Raw genomic sequence first — 20,814 nt, 5'->3', positions numbered from 1 at the left:
AAAACAGCGAACAGTCGTCGCCCTATTTCCCTCCACCCTCTGTTACCACTACTATCGATCTCAGGGGATGCAACATAGCGTCCCCTTTTCTCCCCAGGGAAAAACACAACGATAACAAGTGAGTAAAGGGGAACCTATGATTACGCACATCAATCCCGTCGGCAGCATGGATTTGCTGTCACAGCTTGAGGTGGATCGCCTCAAGCAGACTGCCTCCAGCGATATCTATCAACTGTTTCGCAACTGCTCGCTGGCAGTGCTCAATTCCGGTAGCCATACCGACAGCTCCAAGGAGATCCTGGAGCGCTTCAAATCGTTCGATATTCATGTGATCCGGCGCGAGCGCGGGGTCAAGCTGGAACTGTTCAATGCCCCCGAGCACGCCTTTGTCGATGGCGAGATCATTCGCGGCATTCAGGAGCACCTCTTCTCGGTGCTGCGCGACATTCTCTATGTCTCCAATCAGCTCGAGTCCAACCGCCAGGTCAATCTGACCAACTCCACTCATATCTCCAACGTGGTGTTCGCCATTCTGCGCAACGCCAAGGTGATCCTGCCCGGCGCCGATCCCAACCTGATCGTCTGCTGGGGTGGCCACTCCATCAACGAGATCGAATACCAGTACACCCGCGCCGTGGGCAGCGAACTGGGCTTGCGTGAGCTGAACATCTGTACCGGCTGTGGCCCTGGCGCCATGGAGGGCCCGATGAAGGGGGCCGCCGTCGGCCATGCCAAACAGCGGGTGCGCAACGGGCGCTACATCGGCCTCACCGAACCCTCCATTATCGCGGCCGAACCACCCAACCCCATCGTCAACGAGCTGGTGATCCTGCCGGATATCGAGAAACGGCTGGAAGCCTTCGTACGCCTCGGCCACGGCATCATTATCTTCCCGGGCGGGGTCGGCACCGCCGAAGAGCTGCTCTATCTGCTCGGCATCATGATGCATCCGGCCAACGAGCGGCAGCCGATGCCCATCATCCTGACCGGCCCGAAAGAGAGTGCCGACTACTTCCGTGCCATCGACGATTTCATCAAGGCGACCCTCGGTGAACCGGCGACCAAGCTCTACCGGATCATTGTCGGCGATGCGCCGGAAGTGGCCCGGGTGATGAAAGAAGCGATGCCGAAAATCCGCGAATACCGCAAATCGGTCGGCGATGCCTACTCCTTCAACTGGTCCCTCAAGATTGAGCCGGAGTTCCAGCTCCCCTTCGAACCGGATCACGCTAGCATGGCCAGTCTGGATCTGCACCGCAACCAGCCGCCCCAGTTGCTGGCCGCCAACCTGCGTCGTGCCTTCTCCGGCATCGTCGCCGGCAACGTCAAGGAAGGGGGCATTCGCGCCATCGAGAAGAAAGGCCCCTTCAAGCTGCACGGTGACAAGGAGCTGATGCACCTGATGGACAAGCTGCTGGAGAGTTTCGTCAAGCAGCAGCGGATGAAGCTGCCGGGCAGCCAGTATGTGCCCTGCTACGAAATCGTCCGCTAGGGTACAGATACATCATCGACAGAGGGGCGCATCGGCGCCCCTCTTTATTGGCGCTATGCCTTCCCGACCGCCATCAATCCCCCATAAGGCGAGCGGTTTGTTACAATGGGGCGTCCCGACCGCCAAGAGTGCCCCATGTCAACTATCCGGCCACACCTGCTCATCATCGATGCCCTCAACCTCATTCGCCGTCTGCACGCGGTACAGGCCCAGCAGGCACTGACCCCTGCCCAGGCGCTGGTTGCAACCCGCGCCAACCTTATCAATACCTGCCGCAAGCTGCTGGCCAATAGCGAGCCGACCCATGTCATTGCCGTGTTTGATGGCGAGGTGCATAGCTGGCGCAAGGAGGTCTATCCGGCCTACAAGGAGGGGCGAACTCCCATGCCCCCCGAACTGCGTGAAGGGCTGGCGACCCTGCAGGATGCCTTTTGGGAGTGCGGGGTCGATGCCCTGCTCTCCGAGACCGATGAAGCGGATGACCTTATCGCCACCCTCGCCAGCGGCATCGCCAGCCATGGCCATCAGGCGACCATCATCTCCACCGACAAGGGCTTCTGCCAACTGATCTGCCAGCAGATCCGGGTGCGCGACTACTTCAACAAGCGCTGGCTGGATGCGGCCTTCGTCCAGCAGCAATATGGGGTAGCCCCTGCTCAGCTGGTCGACTTCTGGGCCCTGACCGGTATCAGCGGTTCCAATATCAAGGGGGTTCCGGGGATCGGCCCCAAGACCGCCACCCAGCTGTTGCAGAAATATGGCAATCTGGCAGCCATGCTCGAAGCCTGTCAGCAAGAGGACGCCGCCAAGCCACTGCTCAAGCTGCGCCAACATCAGGATGAAGCCCTGCTGGCCCAGCGGCTGGTACGCTTGCAGCAGGATATTCCGCTGGGATTCAACCTGCGGGACATTCGCTACCCGCCCCAGCCAGACTAAAGTGCCGAACAAAAATGCAGGCAAGGGCGTGAACCATGACGAGACTCACCCTCGCTGTTGATAAAAGTGAGTAGAATGTAAAGGAATGTGGTTGGTTTGCTGAGTAAATGCTATAAAGCAGCCCCATCCTCCCCTATACCCTGGAAGTGGAACCCTCTCATGTCCAAAAGAAAAATTACCGTGATCCCCGGCGACGGCATCGGCCCCAGCATCATTGAATCAGCCATCCAGATCCTGACCCATGCGGGCTGTGACTTTGAGTACGAATACGCTGATGCGGGTCTGGTTGCCCTCGAGAAGCATGGCGAGCTGCTGCCCCAGGCTACCCTGGATCTGATTGAGAAGAACAAGGTGAGCCTGAAAGGGCCATTGACCACGCCGGTCGGCGGCGGTTTTACCTCCATCAACGTCTCCCTGCGCAAGAAGTTCAACCTCTACGCCAACGTGCGTCCGGTCATCTCCTTCAAGGGCACCAGAAGCCGTTACGACAACATCGACATCATCACAGTGCGTGAAAACACCGAAGGGATGTACTCGGGTGCAGGTCAGAAGCGCAGTGATGACAACAAGAGTGCCGAGGCGATGAGCATCATCACCCGCGAAGGGGCCGAGCGCATCGTCAAGTTCGCCTTCGAGCTGGCTCGTCAGGAAGGGCGCAAGAAGGTCACCATCATCCACAAGGCGAACATCCTCAAGTCGACCTCCGGCCTGTTCCTCGAAGTAGCCCGTGAAATCGCCAGCCACTACCCGGATATCCAGAGCGAAGAGATGATCGTCGATGCCGCCTGCATGAACCTGGTGATGTACCCGGAGCGTTTCGATGTCATGGTCACCACCAACCTGTTCGGCGACATCCTCTCGGATCTTTGCGCCGGTCTGGTTGGCGGCCTTGGCATGGCGCCCGGCGCCAACATCGGCGATGGCGCGGCCATCTTCGAAGCGGTCCACGGCTCTGCCCCCGACATTGCAGGCAAGAACATTGCCAACCCGACCTCGGTGATCCTCGCCTCCATCCAGATGCTGGAGTACCTCGGCATGCAGGATAAAGCAGAGCGGATACGCGAAGCAGTACGAGCCACCATCGAATCCGGTGATCGGGTCACTCGCGATCTGGGTGGAACGGCTTCCACCAGCGAATTCACCCAAGCTATCATCGATCGCCTGTGAGTTAATTCATTGATTTTAAAAGGGAGCTTCTGCTCCCTTTTTTATATTTCCGAATCCTTTTCCACTCCCTAAACAGCAACTATGTTCAATAGAGAAAAAGAACAGGGAGTGTTTTTCATGAAGGGATACGGGTGCTATCTGGTGTCGGGCCTGATGCTAGTGTGTGGTACTGCCAGTGCTTTCGAGCAGGATCAACAGACCCAAACCGCCAAACTGCCACAGCAGGAAAAACGGACTGCCACCGAGGTATGGCGCTCGAGCCTGAATACCAACGACCTGCTAAAAGCGCCCAAACCCCTGTCGTTTGGTATTGAAGTCTCCACCGACAACTTTGGTAATCAAAAGATCACCTCCTACCCGCAGCTCAATCTGACCCCGGAAAAGAGCGTCAGTCTGTCGGTTGAACGCTTCAGACCCAAGGTCAAGTTCAAGGCTGGCGGAATGAACACCGCCCTCAGGCTGAGAGGAGACGGGATAAAGATGCAATTCAATCCGGTCGACAAAACCATCCCGCTGCAGATAGAGATCAAGGTGACCGACGACGAATCCTCCCTGCGCCTCGATTACCGTTTCTGATATTTTCCGGCAGCCGAATAGCAAAAGGCCGACAGGTTTCCCTGTCGGCCTTGGTATTTATCGTACGGGCTGAACGGCTACATCACGCCTTGGGCTCGAGTTTGGAGACCCAGTACTTGTTGTAAACATGTACGGTGATCTCTTCTCGATCGTGATAGAGCTGCTTGGCCTGGATCACGAACGCGTTGTCGATCTCCTTGAGCATCTCGCGCAGCACTTCGATATTGTGTACCGATTCAGCATAACGCTTTTTCATCGGCAGCTTGAGGTTGAACATCGCCTCCTGGCAGTCACCCTCACGGAACCAGTCCGCAATCATGTGAACGACCCGAGCCGGTTTATCGACCATGTCGCACACCAGCCAGTAGGTGTTCTTCTTGCTCGGACGCCAGACGAAACCGTCATCCCGGATATGCTTGACCTGACCGGTATCCATCAGGGATTGGGCCATCATGCCGTTGTCGACCGCCGTCACCATCATGCCACGACGCACCAGCTGATAGGTCCAGCCACCCGGGCAGGCGCCCAGATCCACCGCCTTCATGCCTGAGCAGAGACGCACATCCCACTCTTCCCGCGGCACGAACACGTAAAACGCCTCCTCCAGCTTGAGGCTGGAGCGGCTCGGCGCATCGGCCGGGAAGCGCAGGCGCGGGATCCCCATGTGGAATCCGGAGTTGTTGAACGAATAGGAGTAGCCCAGCAAGACATGATCATTGGCCATGAAGAAGGCGTGGAACACCGGACGGTTTGGCGTCTCCTTCTTGGTCAGGATCTCGTTGCTGCGCAGCGCCTGACGCAGCGGCACGGTGAACTTGCGGCAGAAGGCCGACAGCTCTTTCGCTTCGTTGGTGTCCGCGGTTTCGACCCGCAGATCACCGCAAATGGTGTAGTCACTCACCGCCTCAAGGATGGGGGAGATCCTGTCCGCGATATCCAGCTCCTTCAGCTCATGGGTGACCACCAGCATCTGGCGGATGAAGATGAGCTCCCGGAATGGCAGCTTGCGAGCCAGCAGGTCCGCCTGCTCCTCGTCATACAGTTCGAAGATCACATAACCGCTGTCGTCCTTGACCCGGGCGAAACCGTAGCACTGCATGTTACCGGCACGCTCGGTGATCTCTGCAGCCGCCTCTTTCTCAAAACCGGGGCGGCAATAAAGCAGCAGATTATTCATTTTTTCCTCCAAGACGACAGCCGGCCCAAATCAAAGCCGCCCATCCCAACATAAAACAGAGGCCACCGGCCGGGGTAATCAACCCCAGCCCCTTGCTGCCAAGCAGCACCATGGCGTAGATACTGCCGGAGAATCCGATGATCCCCAGCACAAAAGCGGTGCCAGCCAGGTGGATCACCTTGCTGCGCACACCACACCAGCCCAGAACCAGCAGGGCCAATGCGTGAAAAAACTGATATTGCACGGCGGTATTGAATGCCGCCAGACGCTCGGGTGTAATGCCGGTCGCCGCCAATCCATGGGCGCCATAAGCCCCCAGCATGGTGGCCGTCAACCCGAAGAGACCGGCCAGTATCAGCCAATGTCGATGGATCTGCATCCTCACTCTCCCTCTCTCATCGAGGCTGGCAATAAAGCCAACCCTCTCGTGCTATCCATGCCGGGCCACAAAATGGCTGATGGCCGCCGCTGCATGCTGCATATTATCCTGCTCACTCACGCCACTGGCTTTACGCGGTTTGAAACCATGATCACCATCGGTCAACCAATGGACCGATACGGCGGGTGAGAAGGGGAAATCGGCCAGTTCGGCGCGACTACCGAAGGTGTCGCGCGCCCCCTGCAACAGCAGAGTTGGCACTGCAATATGCTTGAGTACCTCGCCTCGCCAACTGTCGGGCTTGGCCGGAGGGTGGAAAGGATACCCGAGAATGAGCAATCCTGCAGCATTCATCTCACCCTTGCCTTCACGATACAGTTCCGCCGCCATCCGCCCGCCCATCGACTTGCCCGCCAGAAACAGTCGTGGATGGGCAAACTCGCGGATCATGTCGCGCCAATGGGCTAGCAGCACAGGTGCTCTGTCCGGCGGGCGGTGCTTGCCATCCTGTGCACGCTTTGTCATGTAGGGAAAGTTGAAACGCACCACTTCGATGTCGGGGCCAGCCAGCAGGCGTGACAACTCGGCAAGAAAAACATGGTCCATCCCCGCGCCTGCCCCGTGGGCCAGCAAAATGCGAACGGGGGCATCAACTGCCCCCTCGCGGATCACATCAGGCATCGGCGAGCCTTGCCCTGCGACGCGCCTCTTCCTGCTCCACCAGCTCCAGCATCCAGTCGCGGAAGGCTACGATCTTGCCCTGATCGGACTGCTGTTCCTGACAAACCAGATAGAAGGCATTTTTGCTCACCAGCACCTGCTCGAACGGACAGATGAGGCGGCCAGCCTCAATCTCGGGCTGAGCCAGCACGCTGTGACCAAGAGCCACTCCCTGACCGTGGATCGCCGCCTGGATCACCATGGTGGAGTGGCTGAAGATGGGGCCCTGATTGACGTTGGGCGCATCGATGTCGAGCTGGCGGAACCACGCCTTCCAGTCGCGGCGGGAAGTGTCGTGCAACAGGGTGTGCAAGGTCAGATCCTGCGGAGTGCGCAGTGGCTTCGGGCCAGTCAGCAGCAAGGGGGAGCAGACCGGGATCAGGTATTCGGTATGCAGCTTGTCCGAGCGCAGACCCGGCCAGTTGCCGCGCCCGTAGTAGATAGCCACATCAACATCGTCGGTGAGGGAGCCTTCATCCAGGTCGACCGCCTTGATCCGCACGTCGATATCGGGATGGCGCTCGCTGAACTTGACCAACCGCGGCACCAGCCACTGGATGGCGAAACTCGGCTGCAAACTGACAGTCAACGCCCCCTTGGCACTGCGGGCCAGCAGCTTGTCGGTCGCCTCAGAGATGGAGGCAAAGATGTCCTTGATATCCAGGAAATAACCCTGCCCCTCTTCGGTCAGCAACAAGGAGCGATTTTTGCGGCGGAACAGCTTGATGCCAAGATACTCCTCCAATGCCTTGATCTGGTGACTGATGGCAGCCTGAGTCACAAACAACTCTTCTGCTGCGCGGGTAAAGCTTAAGTGACGAGCCGCTGCTTCAAAGGCCTTGAGGGCATTGAGCGGGGGTAAACGACGAGACATGACACCAGCCGACGATGAGTTTTTCTAATGGGGCGCATTATAATTTGTCGGTTGCGGGTCGACCAGTGAATAAACATAATTCGCCCAGCAATCAGTCGTCATATGGCTCACATTTTCTACTACGTGTTGGTTTACATGTGTTTTTAGTGAGTCTTTCGACTGCGATTGTGGTGTTGTGTTTCTTCCTCTGCGGGAAGAGGGGCTCAAATCTCACCGGTTTGACCCAGTCTGTCATCTGAATGTGTTTGGCGCCTCCAGCTGGATGGCGCCTTTTTTCATCCCTTCTATACCTTGAACTGCCCCACCAGCTGCTGCTGTTTATCCGCCAGCGCAGAGAGCTCGCGACCATTTTCGGCGGATGTCGCCGCCTCGGCCCGAATGGTGTGGCTCACATCGCGAATGTTGCTGACGTTACGGTTGATCTCGTCCGCCACCCGGCTCTGCTCCTGTGCCGCCCGGGCAATCTGCTCGTTCATCTGATGGATGGTGGAGACCGACTGGATAATCTGCTCCAGCACCTGCACCGAGAGATCCACCTTGGCGAGCGTCTCGTCAGCCTGACCATGACCATCGCGGATCGCCTTGACCACGGCGCCGGTACCGGATTGCAGTTGGCTGATCAGAGTCTGGATCTCGACGATGGCATTCTGGGTGCGACCAGCCAGATTGCGCACCTCATCGGCCACCACGGCAAAGCCACGGCCCTGCTCACCGGCCCGCGCCGCTTCAATAGCCGCATTCAGCGCCAGCAAGTTGGTCTGCTCGGCAATTCCCTGGATCACGATAAGAATGTCATTGATGTTGTCGCTGTTGGCGGAGAGTCGCTCCACCACCGGCTGGGCATCGTTGATGATGGTCATCAGCTTGCGCATCGCCTCCTGGGTGTCGGCAACGACATATTTGCCCTCTTGCGCTGCGGCGTCAGTGGTGTTGGCGGCAGCCACCGCCGAGCCGGCATTACCGGAGACCTGCAACGCCGTGGCGCTCAGCTCTTCAAATGCTGTCGCCACCAGATCGATCTCCTGATACTGGGCCTGCATGCCGCTGCTGGTGCGCTCGGCCACCTGCGCGGCTCGCTCGGCACTGTTACGCGTACCGGAGACGGTATCAATCACCTGACTGATGGTGGATTGCAACTTGTTGAGGAAGCTGTTGAACCACTTGGCCAGCTCGCCGATCTCGTCTTGCCGCTGGATCTCGATACGCTGGGTCAAATCCCCCTCGCCGCTGGCGATATCCTTGAGGCGGGCAACCACGGCGCGGATGGGCGCCACAATCTGGCGCGCCATCAACCAGATAAAACTCAGGGCCACCAGCGAGATCAGCACCCCGATTGACAGTTGCGAGACCACGCTGCGATTGGCCTCACTGGCCAGCTCATCTTGCAGTTGCTGGGCCGAGGCCAGCACTACGGCCCGTGGCAATTCAATGTAGATGCCCCATTTACGGTCGGTGCCACGCATGGATACCGGGACAAAGGTCTGCAACAGGGCGCCGTCGCTGCTCCAGCGAGTCAGCTCCTGCCCCTGACTGAGCCAGCCTTTCAGCTCGCTGGCCAGCCCCTGATACTTCTGATCCAACCCGCGCCCCATGGTCACATCGAACTCATCGGCTCCCGCCACGCGCCCCTCGTGGCTGACCAGCAAGATTCTGCCCTTGCCGTCATAGAGCTCCTTGTCCATGGTACTGACCAGACTCTGCAAGGTGGCCAGCGAGATATCGACCCCGACCATCCCCAGCAAGGTCTCCTGCTCCAGCAGCGGGACCGTCACCGAGGTCATCAATATCTGTTTATCACCCACATCGTCCAGATAGGGCTCCAGCAGGCAGAGGGCACGGGTGCGAATACTGCAGCGATACCACTCGTTTTCGATGCCACCAGCCTCGGTCGGGCTCTCATCGGCCAGTACATCCTCATTCTGTACTTCCGGCTCTATCTTGCCGTTGTCATAGGCCCAGTAACTGGAAAAACGCCCCTTGTCGTTGGAACCCAGCGCCGTTGAGCCCTGATAGTTGCTGTCTTCCCCATCCAGCTGGTCAGGCTCGAACACCGCATAGACACCAAGCAGATTGGTCGATGAGGCAACGGCATCGTGCAGTTGCTGATTGACGGCGCTGCGCAGCGCCTCCGAATGGACAAAGTTCTCGGCCGCATTCTTGCGCTGGAACAACACGCTCTCCGCCAGCAAACTGGCGCGGAAATAGGCCTCATCGAGATAGCTGGTCACCTTGGCCGCCTGCTCCGAGCCCATCGCCTTCATCCAGTTCTCGGCAGACTGCTGCGCCTCGTGCATGGTGGCTTGCCGCACCTGCTGTTGCATCTTGTTCGCGTTGTAAATCGAAGAGGCAACCAGAGCGGCGGCTGTCACCAACAAACAGCAACCGGCGATCAGGGTAATCCGACCCTGGACAGAAAGAGCGCTCATGCCAATATTCCTACGTCATACAGATATGAATAGATTATCGACTTTATAAACAAAAACTTAACTCTCTCACAGCAAATCCAACGAGAGTTGATTAACTTCACCCTCTTGTGGCAAACCCACCACCAAGCCCAGCAGGCGAACCGAACGCCCTTGTGCCCGCTGTAGCCCCTCTTTGAGCAGGGGAACGAACAAGGCTGGCTGATAGCCACCCTGACTGCGATAGACTGTGGTCTGGTGGAAGTCGGCAAACTTGAGTTTAATCCCCTGCCCCATCACCTGCTCGGCAGGGCACGCCAGCTGAAATCGCCGCTCCAGCTCCGGCAGCAGTTGCTGCAATACCGTCAGGCAGGCGGCTTCGTCACAAACATCGCTCGCCAAGGTGGTCTCCACCCCGATGGTTTTGCGGATCCGGTGTGCCTGCACCGGCTGTTCATCCAGCCCCCAGATCCGGGTCGTCAGCATCTCCCCCAGCTTGCCAAAACGACTACACAGCTCTTGTGCCGACAAGGCCCGCGCATCCTCACAGGTGTAGAGCCCCTGGGCCTCCAGCCGCTCGGCGGTCTTGCGCCCCACCCCAGGCAGTTTGCCGAGGGGCAACTGGCAGACAAATTCGGCCACTTCGTCGGGACGAATGACAAACAGACCATCAGGCTTGCGCTGCTCCGAGGCGAGCTTGGCGAGAAACTTGTTGGGGGCCACTCCGGCCGAGGCGGTCAATCCCAGTTCGGTGACGATGGCTTGCCGGATCTCTTGCGCCATCAGGGTGGCGCTGCCGCCACAGCAGCGGCTGTGGGTCACGTCTAGGTAAGCCTCGTCCAGTGACAGCGGTTCAACCTGATCGGTATAGCGCAGGAAAATGGCCCTGAGCTGACGGGAGATATCCTTGTACACCGCCATTCGCCCCGGGATCAGTACCAGCGGCGGGCAGAGTTTTTTCGCCAGTGCGCTCGGCATGGCGGAGCGCACCCCGAACCGGCGCGCCACATAGTTGCAGGTCGAGATGACGCCGCGCCGCTCGGAGGCCCCACCGATGGCGAGCGGCACCTCCCGCAACGCCGGATTGTCCCGCATCTCCACCGCGGCAAAAAAGCAGTCCATGTCGATATGGATGATTTTGCGCATACCACTGTATAAATAAACAGACATGACATCATCTTACCCCAAGGATAACCGCAGCTCTATCTCTCTTGTTGCGGCTAAAATAGTAGACTCCAAGGAGACCTTTACTACCACAATGACAAGGAGCGTTCGGGATGAAATATCTTTGGCTGGGACTCTGTTTGCTGCCGTTGACCGGCATCGGCAAGAACAACCCGACGGCAGAGTGCCGCTGGCTGTACGACCGGATTGAGATACTGGAACAGGCTATCAAGAAAGGAGACAAGCTCGGCACAGAGCAAGAATTGGCACGCTGGAAAACTGAGTACAACAAAAAACAGTGCTCACAGTACGACTACTGAGCCGAACAAGATGGCGTGACCAACAACAGCAGATAACAAACGGGCCCCGATCAAGATGACCGGGGCCCGTTTTTCAAAGCATGGCCAGCTGGATTCTGCAGCAGAGTGCGCTCAAGGCAGCACCATAGGGCCAGCGACAGTGGCCGCCACCTCATCCCCACGCAGCACCCGGACCAGTTCAAGCGCAAACTCGATGGCACTGCCCGGCCCCTGACTGGTGATAAGGCGATGAGCCTCATCCCTGACGACCCGCTCATGTGACAGCTGCGATGTCGGCAGTCTGGACTGAAAGCCGGGATGACAGGTGACGATGGCACCATCCAGCAGCGCGTGATGTTGCAACACCACCACAGGGGCGGCGCAGATGGCAGCGCGCCAGCGGCCAAGAGCGGCCTGCTCTTTGAGCAGATCGATGGCCAGCGGGGTATCGCGGATCACTTCGCTGCCGGGCAAGCCGCCGGGTACCACGATGGCTTCAAAATCCCGACGGGTCAGCTCGTCGATATGACAATCGGCCACCAGCTGTACCCCGCGCGATGCCTTCACCTGCCGGGATCCGGCTGGGCAACAAGAGGCCAGCACCACCTCGATGCTGGCGCGCACCAGGGTATCGACAATCGCGACCGTCTCTATCTCTTCCGACCCGGGAGCCACCAGCACCAGTACACTCACGTTCGCCTCCTTGCTGCTTGCTCTGCCATGTAAAAGGTCAGACGGCCTGACTCTTCTCTTTGATCGCCTGATAGAGACCCTGATTGACCGGTACGGCAATGCCATGCAGGGCAGCCTTGGCCAACAGGAAGCCGGTGATGGCATCAATCTCGGTCTCGCGTCCCAGCTCCATATCCTGATGCATGGAGGAGTAATTGTCAGCGGTCAGTTCCACCACTGTCATCACCCGGCGTTGCAACTCCTCTGCCGTGGTCGCAACTCCTTCGGCGCACATCACATCCGCCACCTCCACGCAGATCTGCTGCAGGGCATCGGCAAAACGGGGGCCAGCCAGCTCGCCATTTTTCAGCTTGTAGAGGGCCGTCAGGGGATTGATGGCACAGTTGATGGCCAGCTTTTGCCACTGGCGCGTCAATACCTGCTCATCCCAGCCAGCCTGCCCCAGTGCCAACGCCAGCTCGTCCGCGAGCGCGGCATGGGCCTTGGCGGCATCGTTGATCGGGCCAAGCCAGGTTTCCCCCTTGCCAGTATGACGGAAGACAAAATGGCCGCACTGCATGGCGCCATGGCTGGTGACACCGGCAATCACCGGATTGTGCGGGAACATCTCGACCACCTGCTCGGCAATGCCCATCCCGTTGTGCAGCAGCACGATTGGCACGCCGGCATCGAGCTTACCCACCAGCGGCGTCAGTGCGGCAATCACCTGACTGGCCTTGGTCATCACCAGCAGACGCTGGATCTTGCCGGGTTTGCTGACAAACCCGCGCTCGATATTGAGCAGCTGAACATGCCCCTCCAGCGAGGTGAAATCGATCCCCGGATGGAGCGTGGACTTATGATGTTCGCGCAACAAGACACGGGTGGATTGACCACTCAGGGTCAACAGGGAGGCAAAAACGCCGCCGAGGGCGCCACAACCCAACAGTGACCACTTCGGAGTAACGGGTGGAATAACGGGCTGTCGGGAATTTTTTAATCCGCTTGGCATGGTGTGACTCTGTCAGGGTAAGGGTTGCAATCCTCTCAACCTGTTACCGGGGATAAGTGAAGATGTCGCTGGTGGACACTAACGGGTCCACCCGTCCTGTGCGCAGGGGATTCTAGCAGAGCAACCCCATCAAAATCAGCAAATTTGCCCGTTTTCTGGTAGATTTGCCCCCCGATAACGCAACATGAGGAGCTCCGGCTATGCCGTCATTCGATATTGTCTCTGAAGTCAAAATGAACGAGGTGTTGAACGCAGTCGACAACGCCAATCGTGAACTGGCCACCCGTTTCGATTTTCGTGGGGTAGAAGCCAGCTTCGAGTTGAACAAGGAAGAGGTAAAGCTGGAAGCCGATGCCGATTTCCAGCTCAAGCAGATGGTCGAAATCCTGCGCGGTGCCCTGCTCAAGCGCAACATCGAAAACAGCTCCATGGAAGTAGGTGACTCCGTTCACTCCGGCAAGCGTTTCCACCTGACCGTCAAGTTCAAACAGGGGATCGAGAAAGAGATCGCCAAGAAGCTGGTCAAGCTGATCAAGGACTCCAAAATCAAGGTACAGGTCGCCATCCAGGGTGATGAAGTACGTGTCACCGGCAAGAAGCGTGACGATCTGCAAGAGACCATGGCACTGGTCCGTGGCGCCGAACTGGGTCAACCGATGCAGTTCCAGAACTTCCGCGACTGATTTATCCACTCAGCCGTGGCGCACTTGATGACTCGCGCCACGCTATCTAAATCGCGGCCATAAAAAAACCGGAGCAGATGCTCCGGTTTTTTGTACCCCAAGTTTTATTAGAACTTGTAGGTAACAGAGAAGTAGTGGCCGAAACCGGTAGTGTTCAGACCACCAAAGGCACCATTGTTGATACCGTAGATTTCGTTGAAGTACTTCAGACCGTAACCAACTGCGTAACGGTCGGAGTGCCAGTAGATACCGTGGAAAGTACCCAAACCGTTAGCACTCTGGTTGTTGTCGCCATGGATATCTTTATCAAACAGATAATCCAAGTAGCCCTGATAGGAGACGAAGCTGCCGTTGGAGAAGGTATAGAAAGGCTTGAACCAGTTCATGGAGAACTGATAACCGTTCCAGTCACCCTCTTCGGCCTTGAAGCCACTTTCGGTTGCATGGCGAGCATACAGGTTCATGCCAACTTTACCGAACCAAGGCACCTGTACATCAGCACCCAGACCGATCATGTTCTCCATCATGGAGTCATCAACGTTGTTCAGGGTAGCGATGTAGAGCTCTTGTACCGGGCCGAAGGAGAGATCTTTACCAGTCAGGGCATCCAGAGAAAGACGCGGGGCGAACTTCATGAAGATGTTCTGGCCATTGTGTTTGTCGCTATGGCTGCTTTGGAAAATATCGAACACATCGACATAGCCATACAGATCAAACATACCGGAACGACCACCGAACTCCATTTCCAGGTAGGTGTCGTTGTAGTCGCTGCCCATGTAAGGACGCTGGTCAATGGTATGCATTACGTTGAACTGCATCCATTTGAAATCATTCTTGTGGATATCACCGCTGTAGTCAGCAGCGAAGGCCGGGGTAGCGGCAGCAGCCAGCAGACCGGCAGCGATCAGAGTCTTGGTAAATTTGGCCATTTTATTGGTCTCTTGTGCGTTAGTTGAGGTTTTCCGTAGCCTGCCCACAAGGAGCGAGAGGGATTCTAATCAAATAAAATTGGGGGTGAAACAACTTCTCGGGAACTTTATCCGGAAGTGTGAATCTAATCACCCCCGATTCTACGCAAACGCTTGCTATTTGTCAGCCGTTGAGAGCAACTCACTCCCTTTTCTGGCGACAAGCACAATCAACAACAACACGGGCAAGCCCAATAAACTGGTTCCGACAAAGAAGGCACTGTAGCCAATATGCTCCACAACCTGCCCGGAAAAACCGGCCAGCAACTTGGGTAGAAGCAACATTACCGAGCTGAACAGGGCGTACTGAGTGGCCGAAAATGCCACATTGGTCAGGCTGGAGAGATAGGTCACGAAGGCCGCAGTAGCGATACCGGCACTGAGGTTATCCAGCGAGATGATCAGCGTCAGCAGTTCCAGGTTGTGACCAACCTGGTTGAGCAGGGCAAACAGCAGGTTGGTGCTGGCAGTGAGCAGCGCCCCCAAGAACAGGATGCGCAGCGTACCGAAGCGCATCACCAGCACGCCCCCCAGCGCCGCCCCCACTAGCGTCATGATGACACCAAACACTTTGGTAATGGTGGCAACCTCAGTTTTGCTGAACTGCATATCCACATAGAAGCTGTTGGACATCACCCCCATCACCACATCGGCAACCCGATAGCAGGCGATCAGAGCCAGGATCAGCAGCGCCGAGCTGCCATAGCGACGAAAGAAGTCGGCAAACGGACACCAGACCGCCTCATAGCCCCAGGCCCCCGCACTCGCCAACAGCGCAGGCCACCCTTTTTCCAGGAGCTGCGCCTTGCGTTCGGCCTGTTGTTTGCCCTGCTCGGCCAGATCGATATCCGGCTCGTGGCAAAACAGCGTGGTGATAACCCCGAGTGACATCAGACCCGCCATCACCAGATAGGTAATCTGCCAGCCACGATAGTCATAGCCGCTGTTGCTGCCAAACCAGGCTGCCAGCGCCAGCGCTCCTGCGCCCGCCATGATCATCGCCAGTCGGTAGCCAGTCATGTAGGAGGCAGCCATCGCCGCCTGCAGCCGCTCGGGGGCGGATTCGATGCGATAGGCATCGATGACGATATCCTGCGTGGCCGAGGCAAAGGCCACCAGCAGGGCAAACATCGCCAGCTGGGCCAGCTCGGTCTTGGGATCGCAGAACGCCATGCCGACCAGCGCGGCGGCAATCAACAGCTGGGAGAAGAACATCCAGCTACGGCGACGCCCCAGCAGCGTGGAAAGCAACGGCAGAGGCATGCGATCCACCAGCGGCGACCACAACCATTTAAAGCCATAGGCAAGCGCCACCCAGCTCATATAGCCGATATCGGTCAGGCTGACATCGGCCTCGCGCAACCAGAATGAGAGGGTACCGAACACCAGTAGCAACGGCAGACCCGATGAAAAACCCATGGCAAAGAGAATAAACACCCGAAATTCGAGATAAACGGCGAGGGACTCTCTCCAGCTTGGTTTGCGGATCATGTTCAACTACCTGACGACTTTGGAAAAGTGCGTCATTTTGGCAGGTTGATGGCAGATAGCCAAGGTGAGCAAAGAGATAGGCAAAAGAGGCCCTGATAGAGAAAAGGCCCATCCCGAACGGAATGAGCCTTGTATTGTGGCCTGACGAGGGCGAGGTGACGAACCGCGTCCGGCGAGAGTTACTTGCCCGCTTTCTTGTCGACTTTCTTGTCTGCCGGAGTTTCTGCCAGCAAGACCACCTTCTTCAGAATGATGGGACTGGTCGGCACATCGTTGGCACGCAGAATGGGGCTGTAACCGGTCTGTACCTGAGCAAGCTTGTCCAGCACCTCCATCCCCTGAACCACCTGACCGAACACGGTATAACCCGCAGAGCCACCGGCGTTGAGGTTATTGTTGTCGACCAGATTGAAGTAGAACTGGCGAGTAGCGCTGTCGACCGCCTGGGTGCGAGCCATAGCGATGGAGCCACGCTTGTTGGGCAGACCGCCACGCGACTCGTTGACCACAGGCTCATAAGTCGGCAACTGCTGGAACTGCTGGTTGTAGCCCCCACCCTGCACCACGAAATCCTGGATCACCCGGTGGAAGATGCTGCCGTCATAGCTGCCATCAGCCACGTAGCGCAGGAAGTTCTTCGCCGTCTGGGGCGCCTGCTTGGACGCCAGCTCCACCACGATATTGCCGTGGTTGGTCTCCATTCTGACTTTCGGGCCTGCGAACGCCAGCGGGGCGATCAGCATGGCCAGCAACCAGAGTTTTTTCATCATCAGACCCCTGCACCGTTCGGTTGACCTTTCAGGTAACCGCGCAGCGCATCATCCGCCATGATCTGCTGCAGCACGCTACCCAATTGCAGGTTCAGTGTAGACTCCAGATCGGCCATGCTTGGCTCGCTCGGGCTCTCCTTGCTGGAAGACATGTTGAACTGCTTGGTCAGACGGTTGCCCTGGAAATCGGCGATCACCTGCAGGCTGACGCGGGATTTGGTGACATAGGTAAAGGTCTTCTCTTCCACATTGACTGCGGCGTTGGAGATCACCAGCGTCAGGTTGGTGGTGCCACTGTTACCCACTTCCAGACCCTGGCTACGCAGCCCTTCGGCCAGCCGCTCGGCCATCAGCAGGTTGAGCGGACGTTCGCTGTTGACCAGCACGGGCGCTTTCTCTTTATGTTTGATAGAGAAGACATAAGCAGCTTCACGCTTGTCTACCCCTTCCATGGTGATGCGATTGCCAGAGTAGTATTGCTGGTTGGCGGGGATCACCTGCGGATTGAGCAGCGCCGTCTCCGGCCAATGAGTGGCACACCCGCCCAGCATCAGGGCGGCCAGCAGCAAGAGTGACTTTTTCATCATGGTTTCCTTTGGCTTTAGCGTTTGATGGCTTTCAAAATAACGAATTTGCTGTTCGACGCAACGACTTGTGCGTTGGCAAACAAGCGCTTGAGTTTGTTGTGATAGTCCAAATGACGGTTGCCTACTATCCAGAGTTCCCCCCCCTGAGGCAACACCCGATGCGCATCACTGAACATCTGCCAGGCGATATGATCGGTGATCGCCTGTAGCTGATGGAAAGGAGGGTTGCAGAGGATCCGATCCGCCGAGCCGACCGCCACCCCGTCGAGACAGTTATTGACCATAAAGCGGGCGCGCGGCAGTGCATCGGGCAGATTGTGCTCGACGTTGAGCTGTGCCGAGGCGACTGCCATATAGGATTCATCGATAAAGGTCACCTCCACCTCGCTGTCTTTGGCGAGCAGCGACAGACCCAGCACCCCGTTGCCACAGCCCAGATCGATCACCTTGCGGGCACTGTGGATGGGCAGGTTGTCCAGCATAAAGCGGGCTCCGATATCGAGACTGGTGCGCGAGAAGACGTTGGCATGGTTGTGGATGAGCATGCCACTCCCCTCCAGCGGCCAGACAGTCGGGAAGGGGTTGGCCAGCGCGGGACGTTCTGCCTGCGGCTCGCAGTGAATGAGGCGCGCCTTCTTCCAGGCCAGCGAGGTACGGGTAGGCCCCAGATACTTCTCAAACAACTTGAGGGTGGAGGTATGAATATCCTTCGCCTTGCCGGCAGCGATAACGCGGGTTGCCGGTGTCACCACCGCACGCAATGCCAGCAGTTGCTGCTCCAGCAGTGCCTGATATTTGGAGACCTTGATCACCACCAGCGCAGGGGCATCGGGCAGCGGCGCCAGCGCATCCTGCAAGCGGATACCGCCTGCATCCAGTCCGTTTTCGGCCAGATTGGCCAGGGTCGCCCGCTCACTGATGTAAGAGTCGGTGACGCAGCAGGGGGAGTGCGGATGCAGATAGGCGGCCAGCGCGCCAAAACCATCATTCATGATGATGACGGGGCCCGCCTGCTCGAGGGGAGACTCCGCCAGGGTATTGATCAGGTATTCGTCAGCCGCATCCCAGGCTTGCAGGGTCTCCTGACTCTGGCGCGGATAGCGGTAGAGCGTGAGCTGGCAATGGGGAGTGTCGAGAAGGGTTTGCATAGGAAGAGTCCAACCTCGGCTTGATTCGTGTATACAGGCGCCAGGGGCGACGCAAAGTGGCGCTATTCTAGCGAGGAGCAGGAATTTCACCAGTTCGATGCGCATCAAGGGGGCAACTGACGGGTGATTTCCCCCTTACGGGGGCTTATTCCATCCCGCGACTGCCGATAGAATGGCCCGACATTCACTCTGGAAGCCGATCCGATGACCATCCAACAACTGATTGAAGCCAAGCTGACCGCCGCCCTCTCCCCCACCGTGCTGGAGGTGATCAACGAGAGCCACATGCACCGTGTGGAACCGGGATCTGAGAGCCACTTCAAGGTGGTGATCGTCAGCGAGCAATTTGCAGGGCAGCGGCTGCTGGCCCGTCATCGTCAGGTCAATTCGGTGCTGGCCGACGAGCTGGCCGGTGCCGTTCATGCACTGGCACTGCATACCTACACAGAGACCGAGTGGCAGGAAAAAGGCCACGCCCCGCGCACCCCGAGTTGCGTTGGCAAACCGTCACTCTCCTGAAACCGGTTGTACCACAGGATTTCCCTCGATAACCTGCCAACAAAAATTAAACATATTTCCCCCATTGGCCCCGAAAAGGCTACATCCAAGGGGGTATATTTCGGCATTAAGGCTTTTTGCTGATAGTGGAGACAACGGCAAATACCCCCATCGAGGTATCGAAATAAAAAAACCTTTAAAACCACTACTTACAAGGTGTCGGGGGCTTATTCATTGCAGGTTAATTTTGTGATGGCACGGGGATTTTGCCCATTTGGCATGGCAGAAAATGCACCTTAAGTGGTAAACTCAAGCGCTTTTGAGTGAGCCTGCATGTTGAATAATTGTTGAGCCTGCCCACCTGGCACAACCACAACATCGACTCATTCAACCACCCGTCGTGATGTATTTCTCGGCGCTAACCAACCTCTCCCGTAACGGTAGTGCAAGTAAGTATGATTACAATCAAAAGAGGACTGGACATCCCCGTGCTGGGTGCGCCAGAGCAAGTAATCTACGATGGCCCCGCCATCACCCGTGTTGCGACACTGGGCGAGGAGTTTGTGGGGATGCGACCTACTATGTTCGTCAAAGTAGGTGATCGCGTCATCAAAGGTCAGGATCTTTTTGAAGACAAGAAGAATCCGGGCGTTAAATTCACAGCTCCTGCCACCGGTGTGGTTTCAGAGATCAACCGTGGTGCCAAACGTGTTCTCCAGTCTGTGGTCATCGACCTCGACGGTTCCGATGAACAGGTGACGTTTGAGCATTTTGCCTCTGCCGAGCTGGCCAAGCTCGAGCGCAGCAAGGTGCAAGAGATCCTGGTCGCATCAGGTCAGTGGACTGCGTTGCGTACCCGTCCGTTCAGCAAAGTCCCCGCGGTAGCGTCTGCCCCGCGCGCCATCTTTGTGACTGCAATGGACACCAACCCGCTGGCAGCCGATGCCGAGCTGATTATCAAGGAACAGCCGCAGGCCTTCCTCGATGGTCTGGCCGTATTGACCCGCCTGACCGACGGCGCCGTCTACGTCTGTAAAGGCGAAGGCAGTCTGCCCCACTCTCCGCTGGCTCAGGTCAAGGAAGAGATCTTCGTTGGTCCGCACCCTGCCGGTCTTCCGGGTACCCATATCCACTTCCTGGATCCGGTCAGCAGCACCAAGGTGCAGTGGCACATCAACTATCAGGATGTGATCGCATTCGGCAAGCTGTTCACCACCGGTCAGATCTTCACTGACAAGGTGATCGCACTGGCTGGCCCGAACGTGCTCAAGCCGCGTCTGCTGCGTACCCGTCTGGGCGCCTGCATCAGCCAGCTCACCAATAATGAGCTGCGTGCCGACGAAAACCGTATCATCTCCGGTTCTATCCTGAGTGGTGCCAAAGCCGAAGGTGTTCACGACTACCTGGGCCGCTACCACAATCAGGTTTGCGTGCTGGGTGAAGGTCGCGAGAAAGAGTTCCTGGGCTGGATCAACCCCAGCGCCAACAAGTTCTCTATCACCCGTACCACCCTCTCTCATCTGATGAAGGGCAAGCTGATCAACTTCACCACCACTACCAACGGTAGTGACCGTTCCATGGTGCCTATTGGTAACTATGAGCGGGTGATGCCACTCGACATCCTGCCGACCCTGCTGCTGCGGGACATGGTCTCCGGCGATACCGACGGTGCGCAAGCACTGGGCTGCCTGGAGCTGGACGAGGAAGATTTGGCGCTCTGTACCTTTGTCTGCCCTGGCAAGACAGAGTACGGCCCGATCTTGCGTGAGTGCCTGACCAAGATTGAACTGGAAGGTTAA

General features: G+C 57.5%; 21 protein-coding genes. 8 read left to right on the top strand and 13 right to left on the bottom strand.

The annotated features are described in order from the left end of the window. Window positions 1-136: 136 nt before the first annotated feature. The 4 genes from ppnN to I6L47_RS19345 all read left to right on the top strand — a co-directional run bounded on the left by ppnN (window position 137) and on the right by I6L47_RS19345 (window position 4,171). Window positions 137-1,492 carry a nucleotide 5'-monophosphate nucleosidase PpnN gene (gene ppnN, locus I6L47_RS19360; RefSeq protein ID WP_005338611.1) on the top strand — a complete coding sequence of 452 codons (1,356 nt, stop codon included), beginning with the start codon at window positions 137-139 and terminating at the stop codon, window positions 1,490-1,492. Between the two features lie 135 nt (window positions 1,493-1,627). Beyond that, window positions 1,628-2,428: a flap endonuclease Xni gene (gene xni, locus I6L47_RS19355; protein ID WP_216948129.1), complete on the top strand. Its 801-nt coding sequence runs from the start codon at window positions 1,628-1,630 to the stop codon at window positions 2,426-2,428. A gap of 159 nt (window positions 2,429-2,587) precedes the next feature. Next, on the top strand, window positions 2,588-3,595 hold the full coding sequence (locus tag I6L47_RS19350; RefSeq protein WP_005349723.1) for an isocitrate dehydrogenase: 1,008 nt from the start codon (window positions 2,588-2,590) through the stop codon (window positions 3,593-3,595). Between the two features lie 117 nt (window positions 3,596-3,712). Next, window positions 3,713-4,171, top strand: a complete 459-nt coding sequence (locus I6L47_RS19345; RefSeq protein WP_005349721.1) for a hypothetical protein — start codon at window positions 3,713-3,715, stop codon at window positions 4,169-4,171. Window positions 4,172-4,253: 82 nt separating this feature from the next. Here the strand turns inward: I6L47_RS19345 and rlmM are convergent, their stop codons facing one another. From rlmM to dinB, 6 genes are all read right to left on the bottom strand, one after another. After that, complete coding sequence (gene rlmM / locus I6L47_RS19340) at window positions 4,254-5,348, bottom strand: 23S rRNA (cytidine(2498)-2'-O)-methyltransferase RlmM (protein WP_124930037.1); 1,095 nt, start codon at window positions 5,346-5,348, stop codon at window positions 4,254-4,256. Continuing rightward, complete coding sequence (locus I6L47_RS19335) at window positions 5,341-5,727, bottom strand: DUF423 domain-containing protein (protein ID WP_058052208.1); 387 nt, start codon at window positions 5,725-5,727, stop codon at window positions 5,341-5,343. Before I6L47_RS19335 ends, rlmM begins: the two co-directional genes overlap by 8 nt. A 51-nt stretch (window positions 5,728-5,778) precedes the next feature. Further along, the gene (locus I6L47_RS19330; RefSeq protein WP_216948128.1) at window positions 5,779-6,408 is read right to left on the bottom strand and encodes an alpha/beta family hydrolase; all 630 of its coding nucleotides are present in this window, start codon (window positions 6,406-6,408) and stop codon (window positions 5,779-5,781) included. Next, the gene (locus I6L47_RS19325; protein ID WP_005338622.1) at window positions 6,401-7,321 is read right to left on the bottom strand and encodes a transcriptional regulator GcvA; all 921 of its coding nucleotides are present in this window, start codon (window positions 7,319-7,321) and stop codon (window positions 6,401-6,403) included. The genes I6L47_RS19330 and I6L47_RS19325 overlap by 8 nt, the downstream gene beginning before the upstream one ends. Before the next feature lie 284 nt (window positions 7,322-7,605). Continuing rightward, on the bottom strand, window positions 7,606-9,747 hold the full coding sequence (locus tag I6L47_RS19320; RefSeq protein ID WP_064338581.1) for a methyl-accepting chemotaxis protein: 2,142 nt from the start codon (window positions 9,745-9,747) through the stop codon (window positions 7,606-7,608). A 66-nt stretch (window positions 9,748-9,813) separates the two neighbouring features. Next, complete coding sequence (gene dinB, locus I6L47_RS19315) at window positions 9,814-10,869, bottom strand: DNA polymerase IV (protein ID WP_216949390.1); 1,056 nt, start codon at window positions 10,867-10,869, stop codon at window positions 9,814-9,816. A 131-nt stretch (window positions 10,870-11,000) separates the two neighbouring features. Here dinB and I6L47_RS19310 point away from each other — a divergent pair, with 131 nt between their 5' ends. Then, window positions 11,001-11,207 (top strand): hypothetical protein, encoded by a 207-nt coding sequence (locus I6L47_RS19310; protein WP_005338629.1) that lies wholly within the window; start codon window positions 11,001-11,003, stop codon window positions 11,205-11,207. 111 nt (window positions 11,208-11,318) lie between these two features. Here the strand turns inward: I6L47_RS19310 and I6L47_RS19305 are convergent, their stop codons facing one another. Further along, a complete protein-coding gene (locus I6L47_RS19305) occupies window positions 11,319-11,879 on the bottom strand; it encodes a DJ-1 family glyoxalase III (protein WP_139732941.1) in 561 nt (186 codons plus the stop codon). Between the two features lie 37 nt (window positions 11,880-11,916). After that, entirely contained in the window at window positions 11,917-12,870 is a 954-nt protein-coding gene (locus I6L47_RS19300; RefSeq protein WP_216948127.1) for a ketopantoate reductase family protein, read from the bottom strand. 200 nt (window positions 12,871-13,070) lie between these two features. On the opposite strand from I6L47_RS19300, the gene I6L47_RS19295 reads away from it, so the two are divergent. Beyond that, window positions 13,071-13,553 carry a YajQ family cyclic di-GMP-binding protein gene (locus I6L47_RS19295; RefSeq protein ID WP_005338634.1) on the top strand — a complete coding sequence of 161 codons (483 nt, stop codon included), beginning with the start codon at window positions 13,071-13,073 and terminating at the stop codon, window positions 13,551-13,553. A 107-nt stretch (window positions 13,554-13,660) separates the two neighbouring features. On the opposite strand, the gene I6L47_RS19290 is transcribed toward I6L47_RS19295, so the two are convergent. The 5 genes from I6L47_RS19290 to I6L47_RS19270 all read right to left on the bottom strand — a co-directional run bounded on the left by I6L47_RS19290 (window position 13,661) and on the right by I6L47_RS19270 (window position 18,517). Next, window positions 13,661-14,482 carry an outer membrane protein OmpK gene (locus I6L47_RS19290; RefSeq protein ID WP_005338635.1) on the bottom strand — a complete coding sequence of 274 codons (822 nt, stop codon included), beginning with the start codon at window positions 14,480-14,482 and terminating at the stop codon, window positions 13,661-13,663. Window positions 14,483-14,638: 156 nt separating this feature from the next. Next, window positions 14,639-16,018 carry an MFS transporter gene (locus tag I6L47_RS19285; RefSeq protein ID WP_216948126.1) on the bottom strand — a complete coding sequence of 460 codons (1,380 nt, stop codon included), beginning with the start codon at window positions 16,016-16,018 and terminating at the stop codon, window positions 14,639-14,641. Window positions 16,019-16,191: 173 nt separating this feature from the next. Continuing rightward, on the bottom strand, window positions 16,192-16,779 hold the full coding sequence (locus I6L47_RS19280; protein ID WP_216949389.1) for a peptidylprolyl isomerase: 588 nt from the start codon (window positions 16,777-16,779) through the stop codon (window positions 16,192-16,194). Window positions 16,780-16,781: 2 nt separating this feature from the next. Continuing rightward, entirely contained in the window at window positions 16,782-17,366 is a 585-nt protein-coding gene (locus tag I6L47_RS19275; RefSeq protein ID WP_005349692.1) for a YajG family lipoprotein, read from the bottom strand. Window positions 17,367-17,383: 17 nt separating this feature from the next. Further along, entirely contained in the window at window positions 17,384-18,517 is a 1,134-nt protein-coding gene (locus I6L47_RS19270; protein ID WP_216948125.1) for a methyltransferase, read from the bottom strand. A gap of 204 nt (window positions 18,518-18,721) precedes the next feature. On the opposite strand from I6L47_RS19270, the gene I6L47_RS19265 reads away from it, so the two are divergent. Both I6L47_RS19265 and I6L47_RS19260 read left to right on the top strand, forming a co-directional pair. Next, on the top strand, window positions 18,722-19,036 hold the full coding sequence (locus tag I6L47_RS19265) for a BolA family transcriptional regulator (RefSeq protein WP_042053239.1): 315 nt from the start codon (window positions 18,722-18,724) through the stop codon (window positions 19,034-19,036). 434 nt (window positions 19,037-19,470) lie between these two features. Next, on the top strand, window positions 19,471-20,814 hold the full coding sequence (locus tag I6L47_RS19260; protein WP_005349684.1) for a Na(+)-translocating NADH-quinone reductase subunit A: 1,344 nt from the start codon (window positions 19,471-19,473) through the stop codon (window positions 20,812-20,814).

Origin of the sequence: Aeromonas sp. FDAARGOS 1417, from assembly GCF_019046985.1 — a bacterium.
GTDB classification, from domain to species: Bacteria; Pseudomonadota; Gammaproteobacteria; order Enterobacterales; family Aeromonadaceae; genus Aeromonas; species Aeromonas veronii.
The sequence above is the reverse complement of the archived record's forward strand: the minus strand, read 5'-3'. Positions and strand labels throughout refer to the sequence as shown.

What these genes read in the sequence shown, in the direction of transcription:
- ppnN (WP_005338611.1), top strand. Translation starts at nt 137, where the DNA reads ATGATTACGCACATCAATCCCGTCGGCAGCATGGATTTGCTGTCACAG.
- xni (WP_216948129.1), top strand. Translation starts at nt 1,628, where the DNA reads ATGTCAACTATCCGGCCACACCTGCTCATCATCGATGCCCTCAACCTC.
- I6L47_RS19350 (WP_005349723.1), top strand. Translation starts at nt 2,588, where the DNA reads ATGTCCAAAAGAAAAATTACCGTGATCCCCGGCGACGGCATCGGCCCC.
- I6L47_RS19345 (WP_005349721.1), top strand. Translation starts at nt 3,713, where the DNA reads ATGAAGGGATACGGGTGCTATCTGGTGTCGGGCCTGATGCTAGTGTGT.
- rlmM (WP_124930037.1), bottom strand. Translation starts at nt 5,348, where the DNA reads ATGAATAATCTGCTGCTTTATTGCCGCCCCGGTTTTGAGAAAGAGGCG.
- I6L47_RS19335 (WP_058052208.1), bottom strand. Translation starts at nt 5,727, where the DNA reads ATGCAGATCCATCGACATTGGCTGATACTGGCCGGTCTCTTCGGGTTG.
- I6L47_RS19330 (WP_216948128.1), bottom strand. Translation starts at nt 6,408, where the DNA reads ATGCCTGATGTGATCCGCGAGGGGGCAGTTGATGCCCCCGTTCGCATT.
- I6L47_RS19325 (WP_005338622.1), bottom strand. Translation starts at nt 7,321, where the DNA reads ATGTCTCGTCGTTTACCCCCGCTCAATGCCCTCAAGGCCTTTGAAGCA.
- I6L47_RS19320 (WP_064338581.1), bottom strand. Translation starts at nt 9,747, where the DNA reads ATGAGCGCTCTTTCTGTCCAGGGTCGGATTACCCTGATCGCCGGTTGC.
- dinB (WP_216949390.1), bottom strand. Translation starts at nt 10,869, where the DNA reads ATGCGCAAAATCATCCATATCGACATGGACTGCTTTTTTGCCGCGGTG.
- I6L47_RS19310 (WP_005338629.1), top strand. Translation starts at nt 11,001, where the DNA reads ATGAAATATCTTTGGCTGGGACTCTGTTTGCTGCCGTTGACCGGCATC.
- I6L47_RS19300 (WP_216948127.1), bottom strand. Translation starts at nt 12,870, where the DNA reads ATGCCAAGCGGATTAAAAAATTCCCGACAGCCCGTTATTCCACCCGTT.
- I6L47_RS19295 (WP_005338634.1), top strand. Translation starts at nt 13,071, where the DNA reads ATGCCGTCATTCGATATTGTCTCTGAAGTCAAAATGAACGAGGTGTTG.
- I6L47_RS19290 (WP_005338635.1), bottom strand. Translation starts at nt 14,482, where the DNA reads ATGGCCAAATTTACCAAGACTCTGATCGCTGCCGGTCTGCTGGCTGCT.
- I6L47_RS19280 (WP_216949389.1), bottom strand. Translation starts at nt 16,779, where the DNA reads ATGAAAAAACTCTGGTTGCTGGCCATGCTGATCGCCCCGCTGGCGTTC.
- I6L47_RS19275 (WP_005349692.1), bottom strand. Translation starts at nt 17,366, where the DNA reads ATGAAAAAGTCACTCTTGCTGCTGGCCGCCCTGATGCTGGGCGGGTGT.
- I6L47_RS19270 (WP_216948125.1), bottom strand. Translation starts at nt 18,517, where the DNA reads ATGCAAACCCTTCTCGACACTCCCCATTGCCAGCTCACGCTCTACCGC.
- I6L47_RS19265 (WP_042053239.1), top strand. Translation starts at nt 18,722, where the DNA reads ATGACCATCCAACAACTGATTGAAGCCAAGCTGACCGCCGCCCTCTCC.
- I6L47_RS19260 (WP_005349684.1), top strand. Translation starts at nt 19,471, where the DNA reads ATGATTACAATCAAAAGAGGACTGGACATCCCCGTGCTGGGTGCGCCA.